Below are 26,261 nucleotides of genomic sequence, written 5' to 3' on the forward strand. Positions count from 1 at the left end.
GCACTGCGCATTTTGCGCTATGTTAAAGAATTTTCAAGCAAACTTTTGTCTAACAACCACAATGTAGCTTCACTTTAGTTAGTGAAAATCAAACGATTTGTGTTGGTTGACCCGATCCTTACGCTATCGGCCTTGCAACTTAGCGTGCAAGTGTAGCCCCGGCGAATCAGGGGCGGAAATGTACGGCGGCACGCTAACCAGACGAACCGGGCGAGTTATTGCAACCGGGCGAGCCGTGTTGGCGCTTTCGTTCCTGCTGGCGCTATGGCTTGAACCGAGTGTGCCCGTGCGCGGCGCACTCGCCGGATACATACTGGTTAACCTCTACCTGCTGTGGACCGCAGCGCTGATGGTCGTCGCGTGGAAAAGCTGGTGGTACGATTTCCGCCTGGCGACGCTCGCACAGGCCATCGACATCGGCGTGTTCCTGGGGGCGGTCTATTTCACCGAAAGCCGCTACAGCGAATTCCAGAACCCGTTCCTGGCCTTTGCCGCATTTCTGCTGGTCTCGGCCATGGTCCGCTGGAACTGGCGGGCGAGCGCGATCACGGCAATCGCCCTGCTGTGCGCCAACCTGGCCGTCGGCCTGGCACTGTACGAATTCGGCTTCGACATCGACCTGTTCCGGTTCTCGCGCCGGGTCGTCTACATGATCCTGCTGTCATGTATCCTGATCTGGCTGAGCCTGTCGCGCGGTGGTGGGCGGACAATCATATTCCCCGAGCCGCCGGGCCTGTTGGGCGAGCGCTGGGAGCCGCTTCTCAATTCGGCGCTGTCGCTTGCCGCGCAGGTCCTTGCAGCACGGCAGGTGGCGCTCGCCTTTGCCGGGAGCGAAGAGCCATGGGTCGAAATCCACCACCTCTCCTCTGAGGGTGTGAAAGTCGAGCGCCACGGACCCGAAAACTTCGGCGAGGAACTGACGACCCTGCGATCGACCGCTATCTTCAATGTCGCGCGCAAACGCCAACTTACCTTTGGCGGCCCCGCTGTGGAGGCGGTTACCGGCGACGTCGAATCGCGGCTCGCCGAAATGATGGGCGCCAACGAAGGCCTGATCGTTCCGATCCAGAGCGTCACCGGAAGTGGTCACCTGCTGGCGTGGGACTGCGCAACGCTTGGCCCCGACGATCTGGCGATCATGCATGCCATGGCCGAACAGATCGGCCACGCGCTCGACCGCGAGGCGATGGCGTCGCTCGCACGCAGGACCGCCGAGACCGGGGTGCGCCATGCGGTCGCCCGCGACCTGCATGACAGCGTGGTGCAGTTCCTGGCCGGCACGCTGTTCCGACTCGAGGCGCTGCGCCGCTGGATTCGCGACGGCCACGATCCCGAAGGCGAAATCGATTCGATCAAGAACGCGCTGCGTCGGGAGCAAGGTCATCTGCGGCTGTTGATCGAGCGTCTGCGACGAGGCGAGGAAGGCGATCGCCGCACCGAGATTGCCGATGAGATGCGCGACCTGCTGGCCGAAGCGGGGGCGCACTGGCATATCGAGACCGAACTTGTCGTGCCCGATCATCCCCAGCCGGTCTCCGTGCAACTTTCGCACGAGATACGCCAGCTCGTCCGCGAAGGCATCGCGAACGCCGTTCGTCACGGCAAATGTCGCAAGGTCCGCGTCGAGCTGGCCGATGCCGACGGCATGCTCAACCTTGCTATCATCGACGATGGTATCGGGTTCCCGCAACTGCCCGATCCCTTGCGACCGCGTTCGATCAGCGAACGGGTCGATGCGCTCGGCGGGCGTTTCGCCATGCACAGCGACGGGCGTGGCGCACGCCTTGAAATAGCTATCCGTTCCGGAGGAACAATATGATACCCGTTCTAATCGCCGACGATCACGGTTTCATTCGCGCAGGCGTGGAAGCCGTGCTGCGCGGCACACGCTTTGCGATCGTGGCAACGACCGCCAGCGGCGAGGAAACGCTGGACGCGATCAAGACGCACGATCCCGCGATCGTGCTGCTCGACATCAACATGCCCGGGATGAATGGGGTGCAGGCACTCGAGGCATTGCGCGCGCGTGGCGACAAGCGCGCCGTGGTGCTGCTGACCGCCGAGATCACCGACCGCCAGCTGATGGCCGTGATGCGCGCAGGGGTCGACGGGATCGTGTCGAAGGACGGCGCCGAGGATGGCCTGGTCGATGTGCTCGACAAAGTCCATTCGGGCCAGAAGGCGATCGACCCGGTGTTCCTCCAGCGCGCGCTCGATCTGTCGCTCAAGCCGGATTCACAAGGGCCACTGGCCAAGCTGAACCCACGCGAACGCAAGATCGCCGCGCTGGTCGCGCGCGGCATGCGCAACCGCGACATCGGCGCGGAACTGGGCATCGGTGAAGGCACGGTGAAGGTCTACCTCCACACGATGTATCAGAAGCTGGGCATCGAGAACCGCACGGAGCTGGCGCTGCTGGCGGTGAATGATCAGGATGGGTGAATGGGGTAGCCGGTTCTGGCGATTTCGTTTTGATGGCCGACTGTCGGGATACGACGCCATTGCGGTCGTTAGTCAAAGCAGATAAATTTGGCTCATGAAAGTCCTCATGGCCGCTATTGCCTCGCTCGTGTTTGCATCACCGGCGGCTGCTGATGCCGGGGAACCGAGGAGCACAGTGACTTGGCAACAAGTCCAAAAAGCTGCTCACGACTGTTCTACTGTTGCCATTCGACATCGCGTCCCCGCCGGTTTGTCCAAGCTGGCGAAATGGTCTTGGACGTTAGACGGGACCGCAACCCAAGAGCAGCAGGAATGCGTCTACCGAAAGCTTGACTTGGGAGACGTCGAGCAGTTTCTCCGAGGATTAGACCCCAAAAAGTGATGGCCAAAATTCCCCTTCCCACCCACTTCAGGCCGTTCGCCCCAAATCGCGGGCGCGCCGATACCTGCCATTCCAGCACGGCTTAACAGGCCCTCCCCCGACCCCTCCCGCAAGCGGGAGGGGGGAACGAGGTGTCTTGGACTGTGGTTGGACGACCGTCTTCAGGCAGCTTCCAGCAGGAGGCTGGCGGCGGCGGTGTTGCTGATCGGGATATGGTAGTTGCGGCTGATCTGGGTCAGTGGCAGATCCCCCAGCGCGCCGCGCGCGGCGATCCAGTTGAGGATTTCGACGCCTTGCGTGCCCGCGAGTTCCGCGACCTGTTCGGCTGAGTGGCCGGTCAGCGCTTCCGGGTCGGCGGCGAGGTTGTCGAGACAGAACATGTCGTATTCGGGGTTCATGAACCCGGCGCGTGGGCCGTCGAGCTGGTGCGAGAGGCCGCCCGTACCGCAGACGAGAATGCGCTCAGTCCCGCCCCAAGACTGCAGCGCGCGGTTGACGGCGCGGCCCAGCGCGAGGCAGCGCTTGGGGCTCGGCAGGGGATATTGCACGGTATTGATCGCGATCGGGATAAGCTTGATCGGCCAGCTTTCCGCGCCCGGCCAGGCGAGTTCGAACGGGATCGAGACGGCGTGATCGACAAGCATCTGCTGGCAGGTGGTGATGTCGAATTCATCGCGGACGAGCGCGTCGATCAGGTGCCAGGACAGTGCGGGATGGCCGGTGAAGCTCTTGTAGACGGGCAAGCCCCAGCCTTCGTCGGCGTTGTCGTAAGTGGCCGCCGCGCCGACCGCGAAAGTCGGCATCTTGTCGAGAAAGAAGTTGAGGCCGTGATCGTTCGAGAACACGACCGCGACGTCTGGTTTCGCCTCGGCAAGCCATTCGCGGATCGGGGGGAAGCCGTCGAAGAACGGTTTCCAGTAGGGCGTGTCCTGATCGCCGCGCACGATCGCGCCGCCGATGCCGGGAACGTGGCTGGTGAAATAGCCGCCGATGATCTGTGCCATTATGCGTGCTTTCCGTTGGGGATCTTCTCTGCCCACGCGGTGAGCATCGCTTTGAACGCGTCGAGCGACATGCCGGTCTGGAGCGCGCCGAGGTCCTGCACGCCAAGGCCGAGGATGCCGGCGAGCTTGGCGAGATAGTAGACGTTGCCGCCGGCCTCGAGCATGGCGAGGACATCGCGGTCCGCGACGGCCTTGCGCTGCTGCTCGGTGAGCGCGAAGCGCGCGCAGTAGGCGTCCTCGTCGGCGCGGAAGGCCGCGCGGTTGGCAGCGTCGTTGAACGAGAAGCACATCGCGTTGAGCGCATAGCCGCGTGCGGCGCGGTGGCCGTCGAACAGCGGGATGGTGCGGCGGATGGCGGCGCTTTCGTCAGCGTAACACGGATCGGGCGTCATGGCGCGAATCTCCCGGCCGGACGCGGGGTGTCCGACTTGCGGAAAATAATATGCAACACATACGAGTTTGCCTTGATCGAGGTCAAAAATCAGGCAGTGCGTGGTTGACGCGCGGGTAAGTAACGTAACGGAGGTGGCGGCGCGCGTGGTTAACGACTAGGATCGCGCGATGCCGCTATCCAACGCCGAACGCCAGCGCCGCTATCGCGAGAAACTGAAGGCCCGAGCGGCGGGTGCTTCGAACGTATCGGTGGTCGAACAGGCGCGGATCGCGATCGAGCGGGCAATCCAGGCGCTGTGGGCCTATCACGAGCGACCGGGGCCGAGCGGGATCAACTGGGGCCAGATCGACGGGTGCCGCACGATCGATGAATATCGCTCGGAACTGGAGCGATCACCTAGCAACCTGCTGCAGGCATGCCGCGCGTTCGAGCCGGACTTCACCGGACTGACGCTGCCCGAGGCGCGCGCGGTGGTCGACGTGATCGAGATCGCCGACGCGCTGCGGTTGGCCGCGCCAGGCCGGATCGTGCTGCCGCAGGACGGTTAATGCGCGGCGCCGAGGGGGTTGATCCACGCTCGAGATTGGTCGCGTATCACTTATTGCCCTGTACCAAAGGATGTATTGACTCTAGATAGGAACCTAGAGGGAACGTCCTCTGACGGCGTTTGCCGTTTGGTCGCGACGTGCCGGGGAGAACGATGTGCGCGCAGATTCAGCACGACGCCTTGTAAACCTGCGCGCGCTGATCAGCCATAACCGCCGCGCACCGGAATCGCTGGCGTGGATGACCGGACTGTTGCTGGCTCCCACTGCCCTGCGCGCGGCGGTGGATACCAGCGGGCTGGGCCTGCCGTTCCTGACCTACTGGCCGTGCCTGCTAATCGCCTCGCTGTTGCTTGAGGTGCGCTACGCCATCGTTTTCGCGTTCGTCGCTGCAATCGTTTCGCAACGCATATTCGGCGGCGGCGCTTGGTTTGCCGTGGTGACGCCGGTGCGCGTGGTGTACTTCATGCTGTTCGCACTTTCGGCAGGCCTGATCGTGGCGATGGGCGCGAGCCTGCGCTGCACGATGCGTGAGATCGGGCGGGTCAACGACGAGCAGGAGAATTACAACCGCGAGCTGCGCCACCGCGTGCGCAACATGCTCAACCTGATCCAGGCGCTCGCCTCACGCGGGCCTCGCGCGGAATCGCCGCTGGACTTCTACAAGGAATTCTCGCTGCGGCTGGACGGCCTCGCCAAGGCGAGCGACCTGCTCCAGATCGGCGCGACGACCGAAGGCCGCCTGCCCGACCTCGCGCGCGACACGGTTGCCCCGTTCGACGGCGAAGGCCGCATCCGCATGAGCGGCGAGCCATGCCTGCTGCCCGCCGGAAGCGCGATCCCGCTGATCATGTCGCTGCACGAACTGGCGACCAACGCGATCAAGCACGGCGCGCTGTCGGTGCCCGAAGGCTTTGTCGAACTGAGCTGGTTCATCGGCCCGAACGGCACGACGCTGTTCGTGCTATGGACCGAACGCCGCGGCCCCCGCGTGGAGCCCCCCGTCCGCAAGGGCCTCGGCACCCGCCTGCTGATGCCGCAGCCGGGGATCGAGGCGATCGAACTGAACTTCGATCCGGCGGGGCTGTGGTGCGAGATGCGGCTGGAGGGGGCGCGGGCGGCGGATCGGTAGGGGGTGATTTGCAGACTGCCCGCCCCTAGCCGGTGACGGCTATCGACCAAAACTCGCTCTTCCGACGCAGCGGTCCGAATGTCCGCTCACGTCAGACAAGGTCATTCACGACGTTGATAAATTCTGAGCCGCTAAGCGCCAAATAAAATGGCTGTTTCTGTACGGCGCGATATCTTGGGATCGGCCGGTCCGCTTCGACGCACATGATATTGGCCCTTGTTCAACCACTGTGGCAAAACTCCTTGGCGTGTGGGCGTTTGCCAACCTAACGTGCCCACGGAAATAGCTGAAGCAGGCAGCTACATATTCGACGACAGCAAAGTTCGTTGGTCGACAGCGGACAAAGAGCGTGAGATTAGGGACCAGATTATTTCTGTCGCTTTGGAGGTGGATATTGGTGCCAGCTAAGACCATGATTCAGAAAGGGACGACATATATTTTCCCCGAATCTGCCTGTATGCTCGCGATCGACACCAAGGGAGCGCTTGTGCTCGTCGAGCAATTTCGGAAGCCTCGTGCGGAGCGGACCCTAGAACTTCCCGGTGGCGTCGTTCGCGAAGGAGAAACGCCGCAAGAGGCTGCAATCCGCGAATTTTCCGAGGAGACGGGCCTCAACGGCGGTAAAGCTCAGTTCCTCTTCACTTTGGATCTAGACCTTTCAACCACATTGCATCGTACACATGTCTTTACGTCGAAGACAAGAGATTCCGACGCCGCTCGCGATGCCGAGTTTCAAGTTCGACGCTTGCAAATAAACGATGCACTTCGCATGATCCAGGACGGTACAATAACTCACGCCCCAACAGTTGCGGCCACGTTAGCTTTAGCGTTAGACATCAATCAAGGGGAATTGCGTGGACGACCTATTTATTAACATTATTGCGAGTTTCATTTGGCTTTTAATAGGCTTGGCGGCAACGAATGCTTGGAGGCGCTTTCAGACGCGCGGGCAAAGGCAATTTTGGGCTCCGTTTTTAAAAGGTCAAGGGCCGATATCCGTTGTTCTTACCGACAAAGATGGTCAGTATCCGAGAAGCCCTCGTAAAATTAGCATTACTGACGTTCAAGCCTATTCTGATGTCCGAAGTGCTCTGGAATCTCTTGGTCGGATCGTTGAACTTAAAGCACGAACTCAGGCTGATATTGGCCAACTACGGAGGGATTGTTTTGTTTCGCTCGGCGGCCCACTGGCTAACGGCATAACCGAGCAGGTTCTTCTTCAACTCGGTTCGCGATTACCCGTTACGTTTGATGCGACAGCGAAGTGCTTCTCCTACGGCGGAGCGCAGTTCTGCACAGCCTATGATCAGAGCCAGCGCGTCGAACGCGACTATGGACTCGTCGTGCGACTGCAAAAGCTCAATCCCAATGATCTCACCTCAAAACCCACACTGGTGGTTTTTGGTCTACATGGGCATGGAACTCAACAAGCTGTTCACGCGATTGTTGCCAATGCAGAAATGGGTCGTAAGCTGAAGCCATACCTTTCTAGTGACGCATTCGCTCTGCTGGAGTTCACATTTTACGATCACAAGTGTACGGGTAGCAAGGTGCTCCACGTCGATAAGCTTTCCTAAGCTTGGTATGGACTTGGTCGTTATTGGTGCGTCGTCGCTAGGAAAGAGCGTCGTCCAAATTGCGAGATCCTACGCTCTATATCCCCCTATCGGAGTAGTGGACGACGGCGTCTCAACTGGATCGCTGGTCGAAGGAATACCCTGCCTAGGACGGATTGATGAACTGGCGGGACTAAGACGCAGTCTCCCGGAGTTTGGGGTCGTGATAGCAATAGGTGCGCCCCGAACGCGTGTGGAGGTGCTAGCGCGCTTGCATACCATCCTGCCGAAGCCAGTATTGTTGACGATCATTCATCCGACAGCCGTTTTTTTGGGAAACGTGCACGTCGGAGAAGGAACCATCGTATTTCCAGGTTGCGTAGTGGGCCCTGGGGTCGAAATTGGGAGGGCAAGCATTCTAAATGCCAACGTGAGTATCGGTGCTGGCTCGCACATCGGAGAGTATGTAAATTTGTGTCCAGGCGCCAACATTGGATCTGAAGCGTGGTTAGGAGACGGTACCTATGTTGGTATGGGTGCCGCAGTCGCGCAGCAGGTTCGCCTTGATGATTGGAGCGTCCTCGGGGCTCTTTCTTTTGCACGTGAGGATGTTCCTGCTGCGACTACCGTCGTTGGATCTCCCGCTAGATCGACGGGTGATGAAGCTTGAGACTTTACGTTGCTCGCCATGCGGAGTGCGCCAAGAACCTGATCGGAATTCCAGGTGGTAAAGGAGATTCTCTGACGTCTCGCGGGATCGATCAAGCTCGAGAACTTGCTGTTTGCGTAGCCAGCCTACGAAACCGACCATGCGGCATTGATGCTTGTCCGACCGTGCAAACCCGAGAAACCGCGAACTTCATTGCTGAGCGCCTTGGTCTTACGGTGCAAGTGAGACGGGAGTTGAGCTCGATCGGCCTCGGGGTCCTAACAGGGATCTCAATCAATGAGGCTAGGCGCTTACATCCGGCTTCCAGCGCCTCAATGGATCTCTGGCGCTCGCGGCAAATAGAGTTGTGCGACCTGGTAATCGAGGGGATGGAAAATCCAGTGCAATTTTATCGTCGCGGTCTCCGCTATCTTTTAAGCTTGTCCGAGCAGGCAGCCCCCCAATTCGTCGCAGCCACCACCTCAATCTTGATCCTGTTCGACAATCTGCATCGTATGCACGGAGCAGCACGAGGCGAAAACTATCGTGCTCGCGAATACACTCATGCCGAATTGTTAACGCTCGATTTTTCAACCGAGCATATTGATTGGCTGCGTAGGCAGGAAGAGATGTATGACAAAATGTGACGTATCCGATTTCGATGTCTTCCGCGTCGAACGAAAAAGAATCGAGCGAGGGGATGGCCCTCCTCAGCGATTCAGTCTGCTGCGCTGCCCGGATTGGGTAAATGTGATAGCGTTTACCTCTGCGGGCAACCTCGCCCTAGTCCGCCAATTCCGACATGGAATAGGTGAAGAGACGATCGAACTCCCTGGCGGAATCGTCGATCGAGGCACTGATCCATTCGTCAGCGCTAAAACAGAATTGCTCGAAGAAGTCGGGCTTGAGGCCACGGAATGGCAAGCTGTCGGTAGCTTTCGGCCGAACGCAGCACTTCAGGACAATTGGTGTCACACATACCTTTGTTATGGTGCTGAAGCGTCGAGCTTGCCCCCTGAAAAAGGATGTGAACCGCTCCTGATCAGCAAGCAGCTTTTTTTAGAGTGTCACAAGCAGAATCTACTTCGGCATGCTCTTATGGCAACTGCGATCATGCTAACACAGGAAGCAAAATTACAGGGCGAGCCGGGTCGACTTTGCCGAGCTTTCTTCAGTTAGCGGCGCTGCTGGGACTGTAAGGTGCTCAGCTCAGCATTCGCTGCTTCCCTTCCTGCTTACGATGGAAGAAGGGGGCTTGCTTGCGACATGGGACACCGAAGGCAGCTTTAACGAATGTCTGGTTATAGGCCGCCTATTCGAAACCGACCGATCTCCAGTTTCTATGCAACTTGGTTCGAGCGAACGTTGAATGTCGGCTTCTGACCAGAGTCTCTGTTCGTAATGTCGCAGGCAAATGACGGCATCGTCCCAGAGTCAGCCGCTCTTGACCACTAAGACCAACAGCTTCTGCCTGACTTTGCTGCGCCCCCCTAAAACCCAGCCTCGATCGCCACGCGGATCGCGTCCGCGCTGGTCTTTACTTCCAGGCCCTTCAAGACCGCAGACCTGTGCATTTTCACCGTGCGTTCGCTCAGCCCCAGTTCGTAGGCGATCTGCTTGTTCAGCTTGCCGGCGGCCATCAGGACGAGGATTTCCTTCTGGCGGCGGCTGAGGCGTTCGACGCGGGCGGCGGCTCCGGTGCGGCGGGCGTTGGTGGCTTGGGCTGCGTCCTCGGAGATTTCGACCTGTGAGCCGAGGTAGTATTCGACCTCGCCCTCGGCATCGAAGATCGGGGCGACCATGACCGCGTTGCGGAAGGGGGTGCCGTTCTTCTTGTAGTTGAGGATCTCGACCATCACCGGCTGCTTGCGCCAGATGCCTTCGCGCAGGGTGGTGGCCTTGTCGTCCTCGGTCGCGGAGCCGCGCAGGAAGCGGCAGTTGCGGCCGATGATCTCTTCGCGGGCATAGCCGGTCAGTTCGACGAACGCGTCGTTGCAGGCGACTATCGGGTTATCCGGCAGGCGCGGGTTGCTGATGACGGCGGCCGTCGGGCTGGAGGCGATCATCTCGGATATGGACATGGGGGCGATATACGCCCGATCGCGGCGATTTCCAATGCGTGCCCTTTGGTCCGTGTTGTTCGGCGGCGGGGCGGCGCGCATCCGGTCAACGATTGCAGCGATGTCGCGTGCAGCGGAGCGGGGCTCGAGCCAGATGAACGTATATTCTCCCAGTCTGGCGGCAGCGTCTGGCATGGCCGACGTGATCGGCGAAGACGGCAAGGTCGTGGTTCCGACCGAGGTCGAGGACGCGATCCGCACGCTCATCCGCTGGTCGGGCGACGAGCCGGAGCGCGAGGGGCTGATCGATACGCCCAAGCGCGTGGCGCGGGCGTGGCGCGAGTATTGCTCTGGCTACGCCAGCGATCCCGGCGTGCACCTTTCGCGCACGTTCGAGGAAGTGGGCGGGTACGATTCCGTCGTGGTGCTGCGCGATATTCCGTTCCAGAGCCATTGCGAGCACCACATGGCGCCGATCACGGGCACGGCCTCGATCGCCTATCTGCCGCGTGACCGGGTGGTGGGCATCTCGAAGCTGGCGCGGGTGCTGCATGGCTTTGCACAGCGGCTGCAGGTGCAGGAGCGGCTGACGGCGGAAGTCGCGCAGTGCATCCAGGACAACCTCAACCCGCGCGGCGTGGCGGTGGTGATCGAAGCGCAGCACGGGTGCATGACCGGGCGCGGGGTCAAGACTCACGGCGTGGGGATGGTGACGAGCCGGATGCTCGGGTGCTTTCTGGACGATGCCAGCACCCGCAAGGAAGTCCTGGCGTTGATGGGACGTGGTTGAGGCCCTGCCGGACGTGAACATGCATGTTGCCATGGTGCCCGCGCGGTTGCGTGTGGCGGTGATCGGGGCCGGGATGGCGGGGCTTTCCTGCGCCGACCGGCTGGCGTGTGCGGGGCATTGCGTCGCGCTGTTCGACAAGGGGCGCGGGGCTGGGGGTCGCATGTCGACGCGGCGGATGCAGACCGCGCTGGGCGATGTGGAATTCGATCATGGTGCGCAGTATTTCACCGTGCGCGATCCGGCATTCATGGCGCAAGTGGCGCGGTGGTCGGCGCGGGGCGTGGCCGCACCTTGGCCGGTGGCGGGAACCGGCGCGTGGGTCGGCGTGCCGAGGATGAGCGCGGTGGTGCGCGACATGGCCGAGCAGCACGACGTGACCTTCGGGTGGCATGTAAGCGGGTTGGTGAGGCGCGATGGTGCATGGTTCGTGAGCGGCGAGTGCGCGGGCGGCGGGCGCGAGCAGCGGGGTCCGTTCGATGCGGTGGTGGTATCGCTGCCGCCCGAGCAGGCCGCGGCGATCGTGGCGCTGCATGACCTGTCGCTGGCCTCGACGGCGCTGGCGGCGCGCTCTCAGCCGTGCTGGACCGCGATGTTTGCATTCACCGAGAAGCTCGCGACGGCGCGGGACTGCGTGCGTGAGACAGGGGTGATCAACTGGGCGGCGCGCAATTCGGCCAAACCGGGGCGGCGCGGGCCGGAGACGTGGGTGGTCCAGGCCAAGCCGGATTGGTCGGCGGCGCACATCGAGATGGCGGCGGGCGACGTGGCGGCGCGGATGCTGGGCGAACTGGGCAAGGCGCTGGGCGTGGAACTGCCCGAGCCGACGGTCGCGGCGGCGCATCGCTGGCGTTACGCGATGTCATCGGGCAGCGATCTTGGCGCACTGTGGAGCGAGACGTCGCGCATCGGGATCTGCGGCGACTGGCTGCTGGGGCCGCGTGTGGAAAACGCCTGGGTCTCGGGCAAGGCGCTGGCCTCGATGATGCTGGAGACGGTCGAGGCGGCGGTCGCGTAACAGGCCCACCGCCAGCCCCTACCGCAAGCGGGAGGCTCGACAATCGTCGCGGGTTGCGCGATTGCGGGGGGATGAGCGAACAGGGTGTGGCTCCGATCCGGGGCAATTTCGTCGAGGTGAACCAAGGCCCGTGGGCCGGATGGTGGAGGTGGTCGGGCAAGGACCCGTTCGAGGACGGCACCGGACCATTTCACGTCAAGCGCGACGAGCGCGGGATCGTCACCGCGTTTATCCCTGAACACAAGAACCTCAACGGCCACGGCATCGTCCACGGCGGTGCGCTGATGACGTTTGCCGATTTTTCGCTGTTCATGATCGCGGGCAGTGCAGGCGACGAGATCAACGGGGTGACCGTGACGATGAATTGCGAGTTCGTCAGCGGTGCGCAGGCCGGGCAGTTGCTGACTGCGCGCGGGGAGCTGGTTCGCGAGGGGCGCAGCCTGGTGTTCGCGCGGGGTACGATTCTGTGCGGGGACGTGCCGGTGCTGAGCTTTTCGGGGACGATCAAGCGAGCACGGGTCAGTTCGCATTGACGGGTTGCGCAAGGCCTACCCCCTGCCCCTCCCGCGGGCGGGAGGGGGGATTTACGGCGTCGTTTCGTTCAATCCGCCGCCGAGCGTGCGGTAGAGTTCGACCATGTTCGAGGCGCGGGTCAGGCGGGCTGTGACGAGTGACTGGCGCGCACTGTAGAGCGTGCGTTGGGCGTCCAGGGGTTCGAGGAAGTTGGCGATTCCGGCATCGTAGCGCAGTTGCGTGAGACGGTAGGCGGTAGCCGCGTTGGCTTCGAGCGAGGATTGCGCGCGGACGCTGTCCTCGATCGTGCCGCGCCGGGCGAGCGCATCGGCGACTTCGCGAAACGCGGTCTGGATTGCGCCTTCATAGCGGGCGAGTGCGGCGTCGCGTGAGGCCTTGGCGGCAGCGAGGTTGCTGGAGGTTGCGCCGCCATCGAAGCTGCGCTGGCGGGCGGTGCCGCTGAGCGTTTTCTGGAAATTGCCGCCGTCGAACAGCGAGGACAGGCCGCCGCTGGCAAAGCCGAGCAGGCCGGTGAGCGAGATCGTGGGGAAGAACGCGGCACGGGCGGCTCCGATATCGGCGTATGTCGCGCGCAGATCGTGTTCGGCGGCAAGGACGTCGGGGCGGCGCAAGAGGACTTCGCTGGATAGGCCGACGGGAAGCGCGGCGAGGGTCTGGTCGCCCTGCCCCAGCGTTGTCGGCAACTGGTCGTCGGTGACGGGCGCGCCTGCTAGGAGGTCGAGCGCGTTGCGGGCCTGCGCGAGGCTGGTGGTGAAATCGGCGACGGCGGCCTGCGCGCTGTTGAGCGCGGTTGTCGCGGTGGCGACATCGAGTTTGGTGCCGATGCCATTGGCCTCGCGCCGCGTGTTGACGTTGACCGTCTGCTGGCGCGAGAGCAACGTTTCCTGCGCGACTTTCAGGGCGTCGGCGGTGGCGGCATAAGTCAGCCAGGCACTGGCGGTTTCGGCAACGAGTGCGATCTGCGTGGCCTTGCGCGCCTCGTCGGTGGCGAGATAGGTCTGGAAGGATGAGGCGCTCTGGTTGCGCATACGCCCGAACAGGTCGAGTTCGAACGCGCTGGATCCGGCCTGGACCTGGAAGTTGCGGTTGTTGCTGTTCGAGCTGTTCTGGGATCGGGACGCGGTACCTGAGGCGTCGATCACCGGGAGCAGCGCGGCGCGGTCGACGCGATAGAGCGCGCGGGCGCGTTCGACGTTGGCGAGAGTGGCGCGCAGATCGCGGTTGTTGGCGAGCGCGCTGGCAATGACCTGTTGCAGGCGCGGATCGGTGAAGAACTGCCGCCAGCCGAGCGCGTCGGCGGTCGTTTCACCTGCTGCGAGCGCAAGGTAAGACGCACCTTGCGGCAGCGACGGCGGGACCGGGGTCGCAGGCTGGACGTACTTCGGCGCGAGGTTGCACGCGGACAGCGCCATGGCCGGAAGCGTGGCGAGGATCAGGCGAGCGTTCATGCCGGAACTCCTTCCGGTTCGACAGGCGCGGCGGCCTTGCGCTTGAACAGGCCCTTCACCAGCACGAAGAACATCGGCACGAGGAAGATCGCCAGGATCGTGGCCGAGATCATACCGCCCATCACGCCGGTCCCGATGGCGCGGCGCCCGTTGGCCCCTGCCCCGTCGGCGATGACCAGCGGCACGACGCCCGCGATGAAGGCGACGCTGGTCATGATGATCGGACGCAGGCGCAGGCGCGCGCCTTCAAGCGCGGCAGCGACGGGTTCGACGCCGCGCGCCATCGCGGCTTCGGCAAATTCGACGATCAGGATCGCGTTCTTGGCGGACAGGCCGATGGTGGTGAGCAGCGCGACCTGGAAGTAGATGTCGTTGGAAAAGCCACGGATGGTGACTGCGAGCACCGCGCCGATAATGCCGAGCGGGATCACCAGCAGGACGGCGACGGGCACCGACCAGCTTTCGTAAAGCGCGGCAAGGCACAGGAAGATGAAGAAGATCGAGGCGGCATAGAGCAGCAGCGACTGGCTGGAGGCAGCGCGTTCCTGATAGGACAGGCCGCTCCAAGCGACGGTATAATTGCCGTCGAGTTTGGTGGCCGCCTCTTCCATGATGTTCATCGCATCGCCCGAACTGACGCCGGGTGCGCCGCCGCCCTGCAATTGCTGGGCGGCAATTCCATTGAAGCGATCGAGCCGCACCGCGCCTTGCGTCCAACGCGAAGTGGCAAAGGCCGAGAACGGGGACATCTGCCCGCCACTGCCGCGCACGAACCACTGGCTGAGGTCGGACGGCTTGCTGCGGTAGGGTGCATCGCCCTGGATATAGACGCGCTTGACGCGGCCACGATCGACGAAGTCGTTCACGTAAAGGCCGCCCCACGCGATCGACAGCGTGGAGTTGGCGCTGGCGGGCGTGATCTGGAACGCGGTGAGCGCGTCGTCGTCGATATCGACTTTGAGCTGCGGGGTATCCTCAAGCCCGCTGAGGCGAACTTGCGCCAGACGGCTGTCATCACCGGCCAGCTGCGTGAGTTGGCGACGAGCGGCGGTGAGCGCTTCGCGCCCTGCCCCTGCGGCATCCTGCAGCCACATCTCGAACCCGCCCGAGCTACCGAGGCCCCGGATCGGCGGGGGATCGAGCACGAAGATCTGGGCGTCGCGCGATTGCTTGAAATGGGCGTTGAGGCGTTCGGCGATGGCAGCGGCGTTGCGGTCCTTACCGGTGCGTTCGGACCAGTCCTTGAGCAGCAAGAAGCCCTGCCCCGCGTTCTGGGCGTTGCCCGATTGTCCGCGCCCCATGACAACGAAGACCGCCTCGACGTTGTTGCCTTCAGTCTTGCGGATATAGTCCGAAACGTCGTTGGCGACCTTGCGCGTCTGCTCGGACGTGGAGCCGACGGGAAGCTGGTAGTTGATCGAGAGGTTGCCCTGATCCTCGGCGGGCAGGAAGCTGGTGGGCAGGCGCACGTAAAGCAGGACCATGGCGATGGTGATCGCGACGAATACCGCAATCCACGGCGCGGGCCGCGCCACGACGCGGGACAGGCGTCCGCGATAGCGGGTCTCGAGCTTGTCGTAGCTGCTGTTGAACTTGGTGAAAAAGCGGCCCTTGGGCTTCTCGCGCTCGACCGGGGCGAGCAGCGTGGCGCACAATGCGGGCGTAAAAATCAGCGCGACCAGCACCGACAGGATCATCGCCGAGACGATAGTGATCGAGAACTGGCGGTAGATCGCGCCGGTCGATCCGCCGAAGAACGCCATGGGGACGAACACGGCGGTCAGGACCAGGGTAATGCCGATCAACGCCGAGGTGATCTCGCCCATAGACTTGACCGTGGCTTCGAGCGGGCTGACGTGGTCCTCGTGCATCACGCGCTCGACATTCTCGACCACGACGATGGCATCATCGACAAGCAGGCCGATGGCGAGCACCACGCCGAACATGGTCAGGGTGTTGATCGTGTAGCCGAACATCGACAGCACGCCGAACGTGCCGAGCAGCACGACAGGCACCGCGATGGCAGGGATCAAAGTGGCGCGCCAGCTTTGCAGGAACAGGAACATCACGATCACGACCAACACGATCGCCTCGAACAGCGACCAGACCACTTCCTCGATCGAGAGCTTGACGAAGATGCTGCTGTCGCGGGGGTAGGCAACCTTGTAGCCCTGCGGCAAGTCGCGGGAGAGTTCGGCAACCTGTTCCTTGACAAGCTCTGCTGTCCGCGTCGCGTTGGCACCCGATGCCAGGCTGATCGACAGGCCCGTGGCCGGTGCTCCGTTATACCGGCTGACCGACCCGTAATTCTCCTCGCCCATTTCGACGCGTGCGACGTCCTTGAGCTTGACTACCGAGCCATCGACGTTGGTCTTGACCACGACGTTTTCGAACTGCTGGGGCGTTTCGAGGCGCGAGCGGGCGGTGACGGTGGCGTTCAGGCGCTGGCCTTCGGGCGAAGGGTTGCCGCCGATTTCGCCCGCCGCGACTTGCGTGTTCTGCGCCTGTAGCGCGGTGGTGATGTCCGAAGGGATCAACTGCACCGCAGCCAGGCGCAACGGATCGAGCCAGATACGCATGGCGAACGAGCCGCCGAAGACTTGCGTATTACCCACCCCTTCAACGCGCGAAAGCGGGTCTTGGAAATGCGTGGTCAGATAATCGGAAATGTCGGAATTGGTCGCACGGCCGGTGGTGTCGTAGATGCCGACGACCATCAACTGATCAGACTGCGCCTTGTTGACGTTGACGCCCTGCTGCTGGACGACCGCGGGCAAGCGGCTGACCGCGCGCGAGATGGCGTTCTGAACCTGGACCTGCGCGGTATCGGGATCGGTGCCCTTGTCGAAGGTGATGGTGATGCCGGCCGAACCGTTCGACGAGTTCGAGGTGAAATAGAGCATCCCGTCGAGGCCCTTGAGCTGCTGCTCAAGGATCTGGGTGACGCTGTTTTCGACCGTGGAAGCATCCGCGCCGCCATAAGTCGCGTTGATCGAGACGGTCGGCGGGGCGATATCGGGGTACTGTTCGACACCCATCGTGCTCACCGCGAACAGGCCAAAGGCCATGACCGCAATGGCAAGCACCCACGCGAATATCGGGCGATAGGCGAAGAACCGGGAGATCATCTGGGGTTACTTGGCCGCAGCGGGTGCTGCGCCCTGCTTGCGGTCGACCTGCTTCGATCCTGCGGGAACGACCTTGGCCTTCTGGCCCTCGCGCGCGCTGTTCAGGCCTTCGATGACGACGCGATCGCCGGGCTTGAGACCACTGGTGACGACCCAGTTCTGGCCAAGCGGGCTGTCGGCCACGATCTCTCGCTTTTCGAGCATGTCCTTGGCGCCGACGACAAGCACACTGGCACGGCCGCGCGGATCGCGGCTGACGGCAGCCTGGGGCACGAGGATCGCAGCGGGCACGGTGCCCTGCCCGACCCGCGCGCGGACAAACAGTCCGGGAAGGAGTTCGCCGCGCGGGTTGGGAACGACGGCGCGCACGGTGATCGTGCCGGTCTCGGGGTTCACATCGATATCGGCCGGATTGAGCTTGCCCACGACGGGATATTCAGAGCCGTCGGGAAGAATGACCGTAACCGGTGCAGCACCCGAAACGAGCTTGCCGCTTTCGATCGCGCGGCGCAGGGCGATGAAATCGGCACCCGACTGCTGGATGTTGACGAACATCGGGTCGAGGCGCTGGACCTTGGCCATGGGCTCTGCCTGGTTGGTGGTGACCAGCGCGCCCTTGGTGACCATCGAGATGCCGATACGCCCGGTGATCGGGGCGGTGACGCGGGTGAACCCTACGTTGATCTGGGCAGAGGACAGCGAGGCACGCGCCTGCTGCACCTGCGCGCGCGACTGGTTATAGGCGGCGCGCGCATCGGCGGCGTCCTGACGGCTGACGCCGCCCTGTTCGGCGAGCAGGGCGAAGCGTTCGGCCTTGAGGCGGTTGGCCTCGACCGTGGCTTGCGCCGAGGCGAGCGACGCGCTCGCCTGAGCCTGCGAGGCGGCATAGACGCGGCTGTCGATCTGATAGAGTGGTTGGCCTGCCCGCACGACCGAGCCTTCGGCGAACAGACGGTTGAGCACGATGCCCGCGACTTGCGGGCGGACTTCGGCGACTTCGGAGGCCATCGTGCGGCCCGACAGTTCGGTGGTGAGTTCGACCGGCTGCGCCCGCGCGACGATCACGCCGACGACGGGAACCGGCTTGTCCTTGGGCTTGTCGGTCGATCCGCAGGCGGAAAGCGCAAGGCAGGCTGCACTCGCGACACCGAGGAACAGGGTTTGCAGGCTTGACGGCAAGGACAGTCTCACAATTCGTGCAGCAGTCGGTTTCGGGCGTTCGCTTGACAATGCCGCTTTGTCGACCGGAGCCCTCAACGGTCAGGCCGGTAGCCAGTTCCGTGGAGGATCCGACGCGGTCCGCCGGCAACATTTCGCGATGGTGTCTAGCAGAATGCTGCAGGTGCGCACGTCCCTTGTTCGGATTCGTGACGACCTGCGACAAAACGATACAAAGGCGTGAGAGGGCACGGTTCGTCGGATTTTCGGGCGGACAAGCCCAAAATCGACGTAAAAACGCTCCCCTTGCGCGCTTTTCAGTGGAAAGGTAGGCGTCGGGGCATGGCTATGCGCGTTCTCCTTGCGTTAGCCGTGCCATCCCTTTCAAGATGAGGACAAAAGTCACCATGAACAACAGCGACCTCGCAGACACCATCGCAGCGGCCCACGGCCTGTCCAAGGCCGACGCTCGCAAGGCCGTCGACAGCGTCTTCGCCGCGATCACCGACGCTGCGGCGAAGGGTGAGGAAGTCTCGCTGAACGGCTTCGGCAAGTTCAAGGTCAAGAACTCGCCTGCACGCGAAGGTCGCAATCCTTCGACCGGCGCGACGATCCAGATCGCAGCATCGAACAAGCTGACCTTCGCTGCCGCCAAGGCAGTCAAGGACAAGCTGAACGGCTGATTTTTCCCGGACCGGCGCCTGCACTTTGCGGGCGCCGGATCCGCTTCCCGGTGGCAAGACGCTGCGGGATGATGGCTGGACGGGAAGTGCCGGCCTCTTGCAAGCCTCGCTGATCGAACGATCGCGGCTTGGATTTTTCGAATTTCGGATTTCGGATGTCGCGACGGCGTCAGCGCCGCCTCCCATGACATATGCGCGAGCGCGAAAGCCGAGTATCCGAAAGGGGCGTGCCGAACCCATAAGTTCGCCCGCGACTTCTCATGCGCACACAACCTTACCTAACGATAGTGACCGTTAACTATATCGTTGGTTAGTTGTTAAGCTTTTACGCTCATTGCCCCAACATTAAATTCAGATGAACAGACCCCGGATTCCCGCGATTCTCCGTGTGATTCTCGCTATTTTTCAAGTGGTTGGCAATCAATTGCAGACCGGTTAACGGTAAATGCTGAGACGGATGGGAACGCCCCTCGCGTTAACCAATGCTTAGGTGCACCTACCTAGTACGGACCCCTGCCGACATCTCTGTCAGCAAGACCGGATCCGCTTTTATCCTGGCGGAAACCGGTAAGGGACAGCCCTGGTTGCTCGGGGTCTTGGATAGGGGAATTTGAGATGAAGAAGTTGCTTGCAACCGCGGCGATCGCCGCGGGTCTGCTGGCTGGGGGCAATGCCTTCGCCCAGTCGGCCGCGAATACCGACAACGCTACCGCCACCACTTCAGTCACGATCATCCGTCCGCTGACGATCACGAAGACCAGCGACCTGGCATTCGGCCGCATCGTGCGTCCGCGTACCGGCACGGGCACCGTGACGCTGGCCAACTCCGGCAACTCGGTGGTTGCTGCTGCAGGCGCGGTTGCGCTGGCCAGCACGACCAGCCGCGCGATCTTCAGCGTTGCCGGTGAAGGTGCGCAGGCCGTGACGACGACGATCCCGGGCACGGTTTCGCTGACCAGCGGCGCCAATTCGCTGCTCGTGACGCTGCTGCCCGACTTTGGCAGCACGGTGACGCTGTCGGGCGCGCTGGCTGCTGCCGGCACGGCTACGCTGAACGTTGGCGGGAGCTTCAACCTCGTCGATACGCAGGCCTCGGGCGCCTATACCGCCACCTTCCCGGTGACGGTCGCCTACCAGTAAGCGCGAGGGGAGCGACGGAAACCGGGGGGACGAGAGGATGACGCGGATTCTACATGGCGGTGCCAAGGCCTTGGCCGCATCGCTGGGATTGGCGGCGACTTTCGTGACGGGGCCTGTCGCGCTTGCGGCTACTGGCGAGACCACCACCACGGACGAAGCGCAAGCTTCGGTCGTGGTGGTGGAGCCGGTGGGCGCGGGCTTTTCCTTCGACGTGCTGAACGACGCCGTATCGGCGGTGTTCCTCAATGGCGAGATCGGGGATTCGGTCTCGATGTTGATGACCCCGCGCAAGGCCGGTCCGCGCGACGCCCGCAACAGCGGCGGCGTGGTGGTCATGGCGAGCGGTGTCTACAGGATCGATCTGCTCACGCCCGCAAACAGCCGGATGCACACCATGCGCCGCGGGCTGCTGAGCAGCGGGTTGCCGGGCGGAAGCTCGATCCTGTTCCTTGCCCAGTTCAACTGACGGTTGAACGCGAGGCTAACGGAAGGTTTTTTTGCCATGCGGCGCACTCTGGGATTTCTGGCGACGGTGCTGGTCGCCACATCGGCGATGACGCCGGCGGCGGCACAGCAAACCTCGCTGCCGATCACGCAGCCCAAGGCCGACGGTGCGACGACGCAAACGATCGCGCCGATCTCGGCTGCGGCAAACATCAACCTGACGCCGCGCCGCGTGATCTTCGATCGCACCAAGCGGACCGAGGCGGTCTATGTGTTCAACCAGGGCAACACCCCGGTGACGGTGGACGTTGCGCTGGTCGACAACGCGATGCTGCCATCGGGCGAGATCGTGCCGATGTCGCGCATTGCCGAGCGTGATGCGGCAGCTCAGGCAACGGCGGCCAAGGTGCAATCGGCCAAGCCGTTCCTGCTGGCCGCGCCGAGCCGTATGACCCTTCCTCCGGGCCAGGGCAAGACGATCCGCGTCCGCGCGACGCTGGCCGACGGCGCTCAAGCAAGCGAATATCGCAGCCATCTGACAGTGACCACGGTCCCGTCGCCCGACAGCGGCCTTACTGCCGAGCAGGCCGCCGCGTCCGAAAAGGGCGAGCTGGTACTGCGCATTCAGTCGATCTTCGGCATCTCGATCCCGCTGATCGTGCGCGGTGGCGTTGCCGACGCGACCGGGAGCATGGGGCCGATCAGCCAAGTAACCCTGCCCGAAGGTCCGGCGCTGGCCGTGACGCTCCGCCGACAGGGCACGACATCGCTCTACGGCAATATCGAGCTGCGCACGGCCAAGGAAGTGGTCGGCGTGGTGCGCGGTATCGCGGTCTATCCCGAAGTCGGCGAGCGCGTGGCGCAAGTGCCGCTGCTGCGCCCGCTGAAGAAGGGCGAGATCGTGACCGCGACGTATATCGCGGATGGGGCGGGCAAGGCCTCTCCGATCGCGAGCGGGACCTACACAGCACCCTGAAATGGCTTACGCCGCTGCCTTTCTGGCCCTGGCCGCCGCGATCACAAGCGGTGGACCGGAAGGACCGGTTGCGCCTGTGCAACCTGCTGCCACGTCTGTATCGTCAGACATGGCGCGGGACCAGTTGCTGCTGCTTTCGGTCCAACTGGACGGCGCGACGATCAGCGAGGCGCTGACTGCCTATGGCGATCCGCAGGACCCGCTGCTGCCTTTGGGCGAACTGAGCCGGTTGCTCGAACTGCCGCTGGACGTGGACGCTTCGAACGGCGTGGTTTCGGGACGGATCGGCGAGAGCCAGCGGCCGATCACGATCGACCTCAAATCGGGACAGGCGCTGATCGGCGGCAAGATCGTCGCGCTGGTTCCGCCCGACAGCCTGACCACCGATACCGACATCTATCTGCGCGCATCGCTGATCGCCAAGCTGCTGCCGATCAGGATCACCGCGAACGAAAACGACATGCTGCTGACGCTGGAGGCGACCGAGAAGCTGCCGGTGCAGGCACAGCGCGAGCGGCTGGCGCGGATGGCGGGGCTTTCCGGCGAGCCGGGGACGCAGGATGAAGCGCTGCGCGTTGCGACGCCCTATCGCTGGCTGGGCGAGCCCGCGTTCGATTTCACGACAGAGCTGGGTTACAGCAACGAGGGGTCGGGCCAGGGCGGCAACACATCGCATACGATCACGCGGGCCGAAGCGCGCGTCGCAGGCGACCTGCTGCAGACCGGGTTTTCAGCTTGGGTCGCGACCGACGAAAGCGCCGACCCGGTGGCAGCGCGCGTGGCGTTCACGCGCCGGTCCGAAGACGGACGGCTGCTCGGATCGCTCGGTGGAACGATGGCATCGGCAGGTGACGTGTTCACCCCTGCCCTCGCCGTGGGCCCGCGCAGCTTGGGCGGCGCGGGCGTGGTGTTTTCGTCGGCGCGGATCGACGACGCCAGCGTGTTCCAGCGCATCAACCTGCGCGGCGAGCTGCCCGTGGGCTACGATGCCGAACTGTACGTCAACGACATCCTGCGATCGGGCCAACGCGGTTCGGGCGTGCAGGGTCGTTATGAATTCAACGACATACCGCTGGTGCGCGGACGCAATGCAATCCGCATCGTGCTGTATGGACCGCGCGGCGAACGGGTCGAGCGGACGCGCGTACTCAATGTCGGCGGCGGGCAACTGGCGACCGGACGGACGACGTTCGACATCGGTGTCGTGGCGCAGGATCGCGCGGTGATCGACTTGTCCGACCAAAGCATCAGCGGCTTTACCAAGGGGCGCGGCGCGCTGCGCGCGGTGGTAGGCGTGGCGCACGGGGTGAGCGAAGGCCTGACGCTGACGGCGGGGCTCTCGCGCTTCACCGACAGTGCCGGCGTGGGGCACACGATGGCCAATGTCGGCACGCGCAGTTCGCTGCTGGGTCTTGCGATGCAAACCGATGTCGCGGCCGATTTCGAAGGTGCGCGCGCGGTTTCGCTGGGGCTAGCCGGGCGCGTAGCCGGGATCAGCTTCGTCGGGCGTCATGTCGAGTATGCTGGCGGATTTGCCGACGAGGTCAACACCAGCTTCGATCCGTCACGCCCGATGCGGCGCTACAGCGAGGTCGTCTTCGATCTGGCGGTGCCGCTGCCGGGATCGCTGGGACTGCCGCTTTCGGGCAGGGTCGAGCGTGCCGAGTTCATCGACGGCGGCAAGAGCCTGACCGCGCGGGCACGTACGACCGTGGGCCTTGGCGATACGCTCGTCGCGATCGGCGCGGACTATAGCCGACGCTCGCAACCCGGCTTTTCGGCGACGCGCGTCAACGGCAATGTCAGCGCGATCCGGCTGATCGACTACAAGTGGCAGCTTCGTGCGACCGCCGATTTCCGCGTGCGGCCCAATCTGGCGATGGAAACGCTGGGTTTTGCTGCGGACCGCGCGCTGGGCGAGCGCTATTCGATGCGGTTGGGCGCGACGCGGACGTTCTCGAACAAGGATGTGGCGCTGCAGGCCGGATTGACCGCGCGCCTGCCGTTTGCGTCGGCGACGCTGGGCGGCGACTGGTCGACCGGGCAAGGTCGCTGGCGGGTCGGCGTGCAGTTCAACTTCGGCTTTGCGCGCGACCCCTTGCAAGGGCGCTACCGCATGACGCCGCCCGGCCCTGCCAACGGTGCGAGCGCTGCATTGCTGGCGTTCATCGACGCCAATGCGAATGGCGTACGCGATAAGGGCGAGAACGCGGTGCCCGGCGTAACCGTCGAGGGCGGCGGCTTGAAGGCGGTCACCGACGCGCAGGGTCGCGCGTTCGTGACCGGCTTGGGCGATGGCAGCATGGCGACCCTGCGTGCCGACGTTTCGGGCACGGACACGATGTTCGTCAGCCCACCCCCGCAGAACATCATGTTCGCCGCGCGCGCGGGCGGAATGACCACGATCCCCTATCCGCTGGTGCCGACGTCCGAACTGGTGGCGCGGATCGGCTTCCGCCGCAAGGACGGCGCGCTGAGCGGGCTGTCGGCGGTCAAGCTGCGGCTGGTTTCGCCCAAGGGCAAGGTGGTGCAAGGGGTCACCGAGTTCGACGGGACGGCGGTCTTCGACGAGGTCAGGCCCGGGCGCTATGCGATCGAGATTGATCCCGATCAGGCGGCACGGCTGGGGATGCACCTGATGCAGCCGGTGTTCGTCACGGTAAGCGCCGACGGACGGCCGATTGACGCGCTGGGCGAAGTGGCCTTCAACGAACCGGTCCAGATGGTGAAACTCTGATGCTGCGCGCACTCCTTATCCTGATCGCGGCGATGGTCGCACAGGCTGCGCAGGCGCAGTCCTACAACGTCGATTCGATCAGCGACGGTGTGCTGGGCGATGTCGTCAGCGCAGCATCGGGATCGTCGACGTTTCGCGCATCATCGTCGTCGGGAGCGGTGACGCTGCAATCGGGCAGCGCGGTGCGCATATCGAGCAGTTCGGTGTATTCGGTGATCACGATCAGTTGCACGGGGAACAACTTGTGCAATTCGGCGACGCCTTATGTGACGCTGGCTCTGGCAGGAACGCCGAGCGGGCGGCTGGGTGCAATACCGTCGGTCAACCTGACCAACGGCACGGCGACGATCACCTCGGCCTATAGTGCTGGCAGCTATATTGTCATCAATCTCAATCCTATACCGCGCAACACGTCGCGGACGTTCCTGCTGGGATATGACATCCCGGTGCTGGGGAATGACTCCAGCCAGCCGACGGGCAACGCCGTGACATCGTTCCTGATCACCGCATCACGTCCATCGGGCGCCGGATCGGATTCACTGGTGGGCAACATTACCGCCAAGGTGATCCGGCCGATCGACATCGCCAAGACGGCGGACCTGCAGTTCGGCAAGGTGACGCGGCCGACCAGCGGCACGGGCAGCCTGACGCTGAGCCCGGCAGGAGTGGCGTCTGTCACGGGGACCGGCGTGATCCGCTTTCCCTCACCTGCCCCCACAGCCGCCGCGTTTACCGTCACCGGCGAAGGCGGACAGGCGGTGACGGTGTCGCTGCCATCGAGTGTCACGATGTCGGGTTCAGCCGGATCGATCGTGGCGACCACCACCGCGACGGGCAGCGGCTCGCAGGTATTGAGCGGCGGTACGGGGAGCGCAGGCACCTTGCAGGTCAAAGTCGGAGGCTCGATCCCGCTGTCGGGATCTACCGGGATCGGGACGTTTTCGGGGACGCTGGTGGTGACGGTGCAGTATAACTGACATGCCGACACATCCCGGTGTCACGAACCGGAGTGCGACGAGCTGCCTCGGTCAGCCCTCCGCCATCGCCCTTTTGTAGATGCTGGCGCGCGGATATTCGAACAGGCGCATCACCATCGGTTCGAAGAACGACAGCGGGAGGGTATCGTATTCAGGGTCGAAGGCGGGACAATCGTACTTGTCGATGAATTCCTGGGTGGCGGCATAGTGTTCGTGCCCTGCGAACTGATCGCGCATGTTGCGGTCGAGGCCGATGAACTGGAAGAAGTTGTAGCCCTGGAACACGCCGTGGTGCTGCACGATCCACAGCAATTCGTCCGAGACGAACGGCTTGAGGATGGCGGCGGCGACATCGGGGTGGTTGTAGGCGCCGAGCACGTCGCCGATGTCATGCAGCAGGGCCATGACGACGTAGTCCTCAGGCTTACCGTCGCGGTGGGCGCGCGTGGCGGTCTGGAGGCAGTGGGTCAGGCGATCGACCGCAAAGCCGCCGCAATCGCCATCGAGCAGGCGAAGATGAGCCAGAACGCGCGCGCCGCCGCTTTGCGCATGCGGACGCAGATGCGTCATGATCGCATCCCAATCGGCCTGGGTGCCTTCGGTCATCGAGTGGAACTGTGCGGTCGGCAGGTTTTCCATCGCAGTGCGTCCTTCATCCCCGCGCGTTGCCTGTTCCGGCACCTACGCGAAGCATGTTGGATATCGCGATTTGACGGTCTTGTGAAATGGTTTGCAGCGGCCCGGCGCGTCTGAGGCGGTGACATCGGCGCCGGACGCACTATGGGTCCGGCTCCTATCTCAACAAGGGCGACGACTGCGATGATGGATCGACGGGAACACTTTGCGGGCTGCATTGCGCTGTTTGGCGGCACGACGTCGGCATCGCGCCGCCTCGGCATCGACGAGCGCGCGATCCGGCGTTTCATCAATGGTGAAAAACCGATCGGCGACGGGCTGCTCAAGGACACGGCCACGGCGCTGCGTACGCTCGCTGCTGACGCCACCGAAGCAGCAGATCTGATAGCCAGTGAATCGGATGCCGGGCCGAACGATCTGTAAGCGGACGG

Annotated in this window: 26 protein-coding genes; 19 read left to right on the forward strand and 7 right to left on the reverse strand. The window is 63.3% G+C overall.

Translation table 11 applies throughout. The features are described from left to right. The first annotated feature begins 235 nt into the window (after nucleotides 1-235). Together GGQ88_RS01765 and GGQ88_RS01770 are read left to right on the forward strand one after the other, a co-directional pair. Nucleotides 236-1,819 carry a histidine kinase gene (locus GGQ88_RS01765; protein ID WP_183611299.1) on the forward strand — a complete coding sequence of 528 codons (1,584 nt, stop codon included), beginning with the start codon at nucleotides 236-238 and terminating at the stop codon, nucleotides 1,817-1,819. Further along, nucleotides 1,816-2,442 carry a response regulator gene (locus tag GGQ88_RS01770; protein ID WP_183611300.1) on the forward strand — a complete coding sequence of 209 codons (627 nt, stop codon included), beginning with the start codon at nucleotides 1,816-1,818 and terminating at the stop codon, nucleotides 2,440-2,442. The genes GGQ88_RS01765 and GGQ88_RS01770 overlap by 4 nt, the downstream gene beginning before the upstream one ends. A gap of 543 nt (nucleotides 2,443-2,985) precedes the next feature. Here GGQ88_RS01770 and GGQ88_RS01775 read toward each other — a convergent pair. Together GGQ88_RS01775 and GGQ88_RS01780 are read right to left on the reverse strand one after the other, a co-directional pair. Then, entirely contained in the window at nucleotides 2,986-3,828 is an 843-nt protein-coding gene (locus tag GGQ88_RS01775) for a class III extradiol dioxygenase family protein (RefSeq protein WP_183611301.1), read from the reverse strand. Then, entirely contained in the window at nucleotides 3,828-4,220 is a 393-nt protein-coding gene (locus GGQ88_RS01780; protein ID WP_183611302.1) for a protocatechuate 4,5-dioxygenase subunit alpha, read from the reverse strand. Before GGQ88_RS01780 ends, GGQ88_RS01775 begins: the two co-directional genes overlap by 1 nt. A gap of 169 nt (nucleotides 4,221-4,389) precedes the next feature. Between GGQ88_RS01780 and GGQ88_RS01785 the strand changes: the two genes are divergently transcribed. The 7 genes from GGQ88_RS01785 to GGQ88_RS01815 all read left to right on the forward strand — a co-directional run bounded on the left by GGQ88_RS01785 (nucleotide 4,390) and on the right by GGQ88_RS01815 (nucleotide 9,283). Then, nucleotides 4,390-4,770, forward strand: coding sequence for a hypothetical protein (locus GGQ88_RS01785; RefSeq protein WP_183611303.1), 381 nt, complete (start codon nucleotides 4,390-4,392; stop codon nucleotides 4,768-4,770). Nucleotides 4,771-4,924: 154 nt separating this feature from the next. Next, nucleotides 4,925-5,899 carry an HWE histidine kinase domain-containing protein gene (locus GGQ88_RS21625; RefSeq protein WP_183611304.1) on the forward strand — a complete coding sequence of 325 codons (975 nt, stop codon included), beginning with the start codon at nucleotides 4,925-4,927 and terminating at the stop codon, nucleotides 5,897-5,899. A gap of 397 nt (nucleotides 5,900-6,296) precedes the next feature. Then, nucleotides 6,297-6,773 (forward strand): NUDIX hydrolase, encoded by a 477-nt coding sequence (locus GGQ88_RS01795; protein WP_343057049.1) that lies wholly within the window; start codon nucleotides 6,297-6,299, stop codon nucleotides 6,771-6,773. Next, nucleotides 6,754-7,476 (forward strand): hypothetical protein, encoded by a 723-nt coding sequence (locus tag GGQ88_RS01800; RefSeq protein WP_183611305.1) that lies wholly within the window; start codon nucleotides 6,754-6,756, stop codon nucleotides 7,474-7,476. Before GGQ88_RS01795 ends, GGQ88_RS01800 begins: the two co-directional genes overlap by 20 nt. Before the next feature lie 7 nt (nucleotides 7,477-7,483). Further along, nucleotides 7,484-8,125, forward strand: a complete 642-nt coding sequence (locus GGQ88_RS21740) for a PglD-related sugar-binding protein (protein WP_183611306.1) — start codon at nucleotides 7,484-7,486, stop codon at nucleotides 8,123-8,125. After that, a complete protein-coding gene (locus tag GGQ88_RS01810) occupies nucleotides 8,122-8,751 on the forward strand; it encodes a histidine phosphatase family protein (protein ID WP_183611307.1) in 630 nt (209 codons plus the stop codon). The genes GGQ88_RS21740 and GGQ88_RS01810 overlap by 4 nt, the downstream gene beginning before the upstream one ends. Further along, nucleotides 8,738-9,283 (forward strand): NUDIX hydrolase, encoded by a 546-nt coding sequence (locus GGQ88_RS01815; RefSeq protein ID WP_183611308.1) that lies wholly within the window; start codon nucleotides 8,738-8,740, stop codon nucleotides 9,281-9,283. The genes GGQ88_RS01810 and GGQ88_RS01815 overlap by 14 nt, the downstream gene beginning before the upstream one ends. Nucleotides 9,284-9,594: 311 nt before the next feature. On the opposite strand, the gene GGQ88_RS01820 is transcribed toward GGQ88_RS01815, so the two are convergent. After that, nucleotides 9,595-10,185, reverse strand: coding sequence for a PAS domain-containing protein (locus GGQ88_RS01820; RefSeq protein WP_246385390.1), 591 nt, complete (start codon nucleotides 10,183-10,185; stop codon nucleotides 9,595-9,597). Between the two features lie 172 nt (nucleotides 10,186-10,357). On the opposite strand from GGQ88_RS01820, the gene folE reads away from it, so the two are divergent. The 3 genes from folE to GGQ88_RS01835 all read left to right on the forward strand — a co-directional run bounded on the left by folE (nucleotide 10,358) and on the right by GGQ88_RS01835 (nucleotide 12,502). Next, nucleotides 10,358-10,954, forward strand: coding sequence for a GTP cyclohydrolase I FolE (folE, locus tag GGQ88_RS01825; protein WP_183611917.1), 597 nt, complete (start codon nucleotides 10,358-10,360; stop codon nucleotides 10,952-10,954). A 19-nt stretch (nucleotides 10,955-10,973) separates the two neighbouring features. Next, entirely contained in the window at nucleotides 10,974-11,969 is a 996-nt protein-coding gene (locus tag GGQ88_RS01830; RefSeq protein WP_246385469.1) for an NAD(P)/FAD-dependent oxidoreductase, read from the forward strand. A 71-nt stretch (nucleotides 11,970-12,040) separates the two neighbouring features. Continuing rightward, a complete protein-coding gene (locus GGQ88_RS01835; protein WP_183611310.1) occupies nucleotides 12,041-12,502 on the forward strand; it encodes a PaaI family thioesterase in 462 nt (153 codons plus the stop codon). A 51-nt stretch (nucleotides 12,503-12,553) separates the two neighbouring features. Here GGQ88_RS01835 and GGQ88_RS01840 read toward each other — a convergent pair whose 3' ends face one another. Genes GGQ88_RS01840 through GGQ88_RS01850 form a run of 3 tightly spaced genes read right to left on the reverse strand, consistent with a single transcriptional unit; the run spans nucleotide 12,554 to nucleotide 18,258 of the window. Continuing rightward, nucleotides 12,554-13,951, reverse strand: a complete 1,398-nt coding sequence (locus GGQ88_RS01840) for an efflux transporter outer membrane subunit (RefSeq protein WP_183611311.1) — start codon at nucleotides 13,949-13,951, stop codon at nucleotides 12,554-12,556. After that, a complete protein-coding gene (locus tag GGQ88_RS01845) occupies nucleotides 13,948-17,079 on the reverse strand; it encodes an efflux RND transporter permease subunit (protein WP_221214456.1) in 3,132 nt (1,043 codons plus the stop codon). Before GGQ88_RS01845 ends, GGQ88_RS01840 begins: the two co-directional genes overlap by 4 nt. Before the next feature lie 6 nt (nucleotides 17,080-17,085). Then, nucleotides 17,086-18,258 (reverse strand): efflux RND transporter periplasmic adaptor subunit, encoded by a 1,173-nt coding sequence (locus tag GGQ88_RS01850; protein WP_246385392.1) that lies wholly within the window; start codon nucleotides 18,256-18,258, stop codon nucleotides 17,086-17,088. Between the two features lie 368 nt (nucleotides 18,259-18,626). Here GGQ88_RS01850 and GGQ88_RS01855 point away from each other — a divergent pair, with 368 nt between their 5' ends. The 6 genes from GGQ88_RS01855 (at nucleotide 18,627) to GGQ88_RS01880 (ending at nucleotide 25,194) form a co-directional block, all read left to right on the forward strand. After that, the gene (locus GGQ88_RS01855) at nucleotides 18,627-18,920 is read left to right on the forward strand and encodes an HU family DNA-binding protein (protein WP_183611312.1); all 294 of its coding nucleotides are present in this window, start codon (nucleotides 18,627-18,629) and stop codon (nucleotides 18,918-18,920) included. Between the two features lie 615 nt (nucleotides 18,921-19,535). After that, entirely contained in the window at nucleotides 19,536-20,060 is a 525-nt protein-coding gene (locus GGQ88_RS01860) for a DUF4402 domain-containing protein (RefSeq protein ID WP_183611313.1), read from the forward strand. A gap of 37 nt (nucleotides 20,061-20,097) precedes the next feature. Then, complete coding sequence (locus GGQ88_RS01865) at nucleotides 20,098-20,526, forward strand: hypothetical protein (protein ID WP_183611314.1); 429 nt, start codon at nucleotides 20,098-20,100, stop codon at nucleotides 20,524-20,526. 36 nt (nucleotides 20,527-20,562) lie between these two features. Beyond that, entirely contained in the window at nucleotides 20,563-21,480 is a 918-nt protein-coding gene (locus GGQ88_RS01870) for a fimbrial biogenesis chaperone (protein WP_183611315.1), read from the forward strand. 1 nt (nucleotide 21,481) lies between these two features. Beyond that, nucleotides 21,482-24,217 carry a hypothetical protein gene (locus tag GGQ88_RS01875; RefSeq protein WP_183611316.1) on the forward strand — a complete coding sequence of 912 codons (2,736 nt, stop codon included), beginning with the start codon at nucleotides 21,482-21,484 and terminating at the stop codon, nucleotides 24,215-24,217. Continuing rightward, nucleotides 24,217-25,194, forward strand: coding sequence for a DUF4402 domain-containing protein (locus tag GGQ88_RS01880; protein ID WP_183611317.1), 978 nt, complete (start codon nucleotides 24,217-24,219; stop codon nucleotides 25,192-25,194). Before GGQ88_RS01875 ends, GGQ88_RS01880 begins: the two co-directional genes overlap by 1 nt. A gap of 51 nt (nucleotides 25,195-25,245) precedes the next feature. On the opposite strand, the gene GGQ88_RS01885 is transcribed toward GGQ88_RS01880, so the two are convergent. Further along, nucleotides 25,246-25,833, reverse strand: a complete 588-nt coding sequence (locus GGQ88_RS01885) for an HD domain-containing protein (RefSeq protein WP_183611318.1) — start codon at nucleotides 25,831-25,833, stop codon at nucleotides 25,246-25,248. Nucleotides 25,834-26,013: 180 nt separating this feature from the next. On the opposite strand from GGQ88_RS01885, the gene GGQ88_RS01890 reads away from it, so the two are divergent. Next, nucleotides 26,014-26,253: a hypothetical protein gene (locus GGQ88_RS01890; RefSeq protein WP_246385396.1), complete on the forward strand. Its 240-nt coding sequence runs from the start codon at nucleotides 26,014-26,016 to the stop codon at nucleotides 26,251-26,253. Nucleotides 26,254-26,261 lie beyond the last annotated feature (8 nt).

The organism is Novosphingobium hassiacum (assembly GCF_014196055.1).
In the GTDB taxonomy this organism is placed as follows: domain Bacteria; phylum Pseudomonadota; class Alphaproteobacteria; order Sphingomonadales; family Sphingomonadaceae; genus Novosphingobium; species Novosphingobium hassiacum.

What these genes read in the sequence shown, in the direction of transcription:
- GGQ88_RS01770 (WP_183611300.1), top strand. Translation starts at nt 1,816, where the DNA reads ATGATACCCGTTCTAATCGCCGACGATCACGGTTTCATTCGCGCAGGC.
- GGQ88_RS01775 (WP_183611301.1), bottom strand. Translation starts at nt 3,828, where the DNA reads ATGGCACAGATCATCGGCGGCTATTTCACCAGCCACGTTCCCGGCATC.
- GGQ88_RS01780 (WP_183611302.1), bottom strand. Translation starts at nt 4,220, where the DNA reads ATGACGCCCGATCCGTGTTACGCTGACGAAAGCGCCGCCATCCGCCGC.
- GGQ88_RS01785 (WP_183611303.1), top strand. Translation starts at nt 4,390, where the DNA reads ATGCCGCTATCCAACGCCGAACGCCAGCGCCGCTATCGCGAGAAACTG.
- GGQ88_RS21740 (WP_183611306.1), top strand. Translation starts at nt 7,484, where the DNA reads ATGGACTTGGTCGTTATTGGTGCGTCGTCGCTAGGAAAGAGCGTCGTC.
- GGQ88_RS01815 (WP_183611308.1), top strand. Translation starts at nt 8,738, where the DNA reads ATGACAAAATGTGACGTATCCGATTTCGATGTCTTCCGCGTCGAACGA.
- GGQ88_RS01820 (WP_246385390.1), bottom strand. Translation starts at nt 10,185, where the DNA reads ATGTCCATATCCGAGATGATCGCCTCCAGCCCGACGGCCGCCGTCATC.
- folE (WP_183611917.1), top strand. Translation starts at nt 10,358, where the DNA reads ATGGCCGACGTGATCGGCGAAGACGGCAAGGTCGTGGTTCCGACCGAG.
- GGQ88_RS01830 (WP_246385469.1), top strand. Translation starts at nt 10,974, where the DNA reads ATGCATGTTGCCATGGTGCCCGCGCGGTTGCGTGTGGCGGTGATCGGG.
- GGQ88_RS01835 (WP_183611310.1), top strand. Translation starts at nt 12,041, where the DNA reads ATGAGCGAACAGGGTGTGGCTCCGATCCGGGGCAATTTCGTCGAGGTG.
- GGQ88_RS01840 (WP_183611311.1), bottom strand. Translation starts at nt 13,951, where the DNA reads ATGAACGCTCGCCTGATCCTCGCCACGCTTCCGGCCATGGCGCTGTCC.
- GGQ88_RS01845 (WP_221214456.1), bottom strand. Translation starts at nt 17,079, where the DNA reads ATGATCTCCCGGTTCTTCGCCTATCGCCCGATATTCGCGTGGGTGCTT.
- GGQ88_RS01855 (WP_183611312.1), top strand. Translation starts at nt 18,627, where the DNA reads ATGAGGACAAAAGTCACCATGAACAACAGCGACCTCGCAGACACCATC.
- GGQ88_RS01860 (WP_183611313.1), top strand. Translation starts at nt 19,536, where the DNA reads ATGAAGAAGTTGCTTGCAACCGCGGCGATCGCCGCGGGTCTGCTGGCT.
- GGQ88_RS01865 (WP_183611314.1), top strand. Translation starts at nt 20,098, where the DNA reads ATGACGCGGATTCTACATGGCGGTGCCAAGGCCTTGGCCGCATCGCTG.
- GGQ88_RS01870 (WP_183611315.1), top strand. Translation starts at nt 20,563, where the DNA reads ATGCGGCGCACTCTGGGATTTCTGGCGACGGTGCTGGTCGCCACATCG.
- GGQ88_RS01875 (WP_183611316.1), top strand. Translation starts at nt 21,482, where the DNA reads ATGGCTTACGCCGCTGCCTTTCTGGCCCTGGCCGCCGCGATCACAAGC.
- GGQ88_RS01880 (WP_183611317.1), top strand. Translation starts at nt 24,217, where the DNA reads ATGCTGCGCGCACTCCTTATCCTGATCGCGGCGATGGTCGCACAGGCT.
- GGQ88_RS01885 (WP_183611318.1), bottom strand. Translation starts at nt 25,833, where the DNA reads ATGGAAAACCTGCCGACCGCACAGTTCCACTCGATGACCGAAGGCACC.
- GGQ88_RS01890 (WP_246385396.1), top strand. Translation starts at nt 26,014, where the DNA reads ATGATGGATCGACGGGAACACTTTGCGGGCTGCATTGCGCTGTTTGGC.